The following is a 3,437-nucleotide window of genomic DNA, read 5'->3' on the forward strand; positions in this document are numbered from 1 at the left end:
TTTAGTATCAGGAATCTGCGGTATATTGCGAAAAATATTTTTTCTCCTATCTGTATTCAAGTAAAAGCGAATGGAATTATGTCAAAATTACCAGATGGAATTCTATGTTCCATGTTCTGCAGGAACTGCGGGGCTGGATTGTGGGAATTACACTGACCATTGTACTTGCGGTAGTAGTAATTGCTTTGGCAAATTCCGTTTCCATTCTAAAAATACATCGAAAACTGGAAAAAAAGTATGCGCTGTCCACAAAGCGTTCCGACCTTTATCTGCTTCGGGAGGGGTTTCTCAGCGATTTTCTCCACAACAGAAAACTCTTTGGTAAAAATCAACTTCGGCAGCAGATGGAGAACTTTGGTTTTTCACCAGTTGAAAATCAAAAGTATGCTGTTCTGATTTTACAGTTGGAAGGGTATAAAGAGTTTCGGGAAGTATATGGTAAAACAGGTACCTACGATATCAAATATGGTTTCCAGAATATATTTGAAGAGACTTATGGGAAATATTTTCAGGTGATGGGACTGATTAACCGGGATCACACCCTGACGTTCCTGCTGGAAACAACCCGGGAAGACGGAACCCAGGAGAAAATCAGAGAATGCTTCCAGGAGTTCTGTGAAAATGTGAAAGTTTTTATTAAATGGGATTTCTCACTAACGGGATCGGAACAAAATGTAAACCTGGAAAAAATTCCGGAAGTGAACAGCAATCTGAAAATGGTTATGCAGGAAAGCTTCTTTTACCCGCCGAACACGTATTTTACATATGAACAGATTCAGAGGGAACATGGAGAACAGGCGGAGTTCCAACAGCTGGAGGCGGGCAGTCTTCCAAGGGCAGTTCGTTCCGGACAGGATGTTTGGGAAGTGTACCAAAACTTTACAGATAAACTAAAAAAATGCAGTATGATGGAATACATGAACGCCATTATCTGGCTGGGAATAACGGTTGTCCGCAGTGTGAATGAATTTTCGTTTTATGAGAACGATGCAAATGAATTTTTAGTCCGGCTGGCAGCGTGTGAAAAGGCTTCTGAAGTGGATGGCCTGTTTTTAGAGCTTTTTGAAAAGATACGTGAAAAACAGGAAAAAGCAGCAATTAAAAAAGGGGTCATGGGAAAGCTGGATGAGGTAAAAAAATATATAGAAGAAAACTTTACAGATCCAAATCTTACGCTGGAACAGCTGGGGGATGAATTCAGTGTTTCCCCTAACTATCTTGGAAGGCTCTTTAAAAAAGATGTGGGCATGTCGGTGGCGGATTATATTAATGGCGAGCGACTGAAGTGGGTATTAAAGGAATTGGAGGATACAGAGCGTGCAGCAAAAGATCTTGCAGAAAAATGTGGATTTGTTAGCACCAACTATTTTTATACATATTTTCGAAAAAAAATCGGTGTGACTCCCCAGGCATACCGGGAACATTGCAGGGAACAAAAAGAAAACGCTGCAGTATTCAGAGCGGAATAGATAGAAAAAGGAAGACAGAGAGAAAGAGGACAGAGAGGTATCAATATGACACATCGAGAACGATTTATAAAGACTTTACAGTGCGAAGAGATCGGGGGAAGAGTCCCCCATTTTGAACTGGTATTTTTCCTTACTATGGAGGCACTTGGCAAGGTACATCCAAGCCATAGGTTCCATGAACAGTGGAATCAGATGAGTTACACGGAACAGAAACTTCATATTCAGGAGATTGCGGATATTTACATTGACACAGCAAAGAGATATGACCACAGTGCTATCTTTGTACACTCCAATCCGGGGGGCCTTGATAATATCCAGTGGATATTGGAAACGATACGGGAAAAGTCAGGAGATGAATATTATCTCATGATGCATGGAGATCCTACCTGGGCAATACCGGATGGGGATACCATGACAGATTTTGCAGTGCAGATGCTGGAGGAGCCTGATAAACTAAATGAAATATCCAAAAGAAGAGTAGAGGAACATGCTGCTTTTGCAGATAAGCTGGATCGTAAGGGACATCTATTGGATGGCTTTACCCTCTGCTCCGATTATTGTTTTAATACCAATCCATTTTTTTCTCCGGAACAATTTGATGAGTTAGTCGTTCCTTATCTAAAAGAAATCATCAGCGAATACAGGAAAATGGGGTATTATTCCATCAAACATACAGACGGGAATGTAATGCCCATTTTAAAACAGATTGCCGGCTGCAAACCAAATGCGGTTCATTCCCTGGATCCCCAGGGGGGCGTAAACCTGGCAGAAGCCAGAAAGATCGTGGGTAACAACATTGCGCTCATCGGAAATGTAAACTGTGGTCTGCTGCAAACTGGAACGGATGAGGAATGCGGCGCTGAAGTACGAAGATCACTGAGGGAGGGAATGGAGGCAGGCAGAGGTTACATCTTCTCTACCTCCAACTGTGTGTATACAGGCATGGCATTAGAACGGTATGAAAGAATGTGGGACATCTGGCAGAAATACGGGATTTATTCCGGTCGTGCTGCGCAGGCCACAGTCGATGAATATTGAATAACAAAATAATTATATAATAAATTATAGTAAAAAGACTGTCTCCGGGATGATATGCCCCCCGGGACAGTCTTTCTTTTGTTATTCCTCACTCCGCATGTGCGTATTCATGCGGTATTCCCCCAGAGATACCTTAAAGTACTTCTTAAAGCGGGTATAAAAGTAATTATTTTTCTCCATGCCGATTTTCTCCAGGATCTTATTTAATGGAAGCTTTGTCTCATTCAGATAGTGGGCCAGCATTTCCATACGAAGATCCGTGATATACTGGGCAACGGATTTCTGCATGGCGGATTTAAAAATCTGCCCGATATAATTGGGGGAAAGCCCAATTTCTTCCGATATGGAACTCAGGCATAAGGAAGGATTGGAAAATTCCCGGTCTACGATCTGGCATATGCGCTGGGTTACGATATCGGTGTTCTGGCTGAATGGATTATTATGTAGAAACTCTATTTTGCTGCATAAAGATTTAAGCAGAGTATCCATGAGCCGGCTGATATCAGAGGCGATTTCCACGTTTTTCAAGTCAACCAGACAATCCTTTAGCAGCGTCATGCAGTCTTCTTTTAAAACAGGGTACTTATCGGATATCTGAAAATATAAGTCATAAATGAGCCTTATGCTGGAAGACATGATCTCATTATAGTCATAGGAAAAGAGCTGTTGGGAAATTTTCTGGTAGGTTTCCAAAGCCTGTTCTGTTTTTCCATTTAATACAGCGGAAGATAAGCGTTCCGATAATTGCTTTGGAAAAAAGAAAATATCGGAATTCAAGTCATCCATCATTTGCGGACTGATAATGCTGGAGTGTCCATAACGTATTTTCTGGAGCAGAGAGTTCTCCATATTAATATACATGCTGGGCAAATGTTCCAGACCTTTAAACGGGGTGCTGTATGCCACGGTTAAAGACAGGTTCAGGTACTG

The 3,437-nt window shown here is 41.6% G+C and carries 3 protein-coding genes; 2 read left to right on the top strand and 1 reads right to left on the bottom strand.

All coding sequences use genetic code 11. The features are described 5' to 3' along the window. Window positions 1-104: 104 nt before the first annotated feature. Both ACH2DQ_RS23125 and ACH2DQ_RS23130 read left to right on the top strand, forming a co-directional pair. Window positions 105-1,469 (top strand): helix-turn-helix transcriptional regulator, encoded by a 1,365-nt coding sequence (locus tag ACH2DQ_RS23125; protein WP_395028516.1) that lies wholly within the window; start codon window positions 105-107, stop codon window positions 1,467-1,469. Between the two features lie 45 nt (window positions 1,470-1,514). Beyond that, window positions 1,515-2,507 carry a uroporphyrinogen decarboxylase family protein gene (locus ACH2DQ_RS23130; protein ID WP_394911914.1) on the top strand — a complete coding sequence of 331 codons (993 nt, stop codon included), beginning with the start codon at window positions 1,515-1,517 and terminating at the stop codon, window positions 2,505-2,507. A gap of 81 nt (window positions 2,508-2,588) precedes the next feature. On the opposite strand, the gene ACH2DQ_RS23135 is transcribed toward ACH2DQ_RS23130, so the two are convergent. Then, window positions 2,589-3,437, bottom strand: an 849-nt coding sequence (locus ACH2DQ_RS23135) for a helix-turn-helix transcriptional regulator (RefSeq protein WP_395028518.1), incomplete at its 5' end; no start/stop codon positions are given.

This window comes from Robinsoniella sp. (genome assembly GCF_034124845.1).

Coding starts and splice junctions, on each gene's coding strand:
- ACH2DQ_RS23125 (WP_395028516.1), top strand. CDS start 105: ATGTTCCATGTTCTGCAGGAACTGCGGGGCTGGATTGTGGGAATTACA.
- ACH2DQ_RS23130 (WP_394911914.1), top strand. CDS start 1,515: ATGACACATCGAGAACGATTTATAAAGACTTTACAGTGCGAAGAGATC.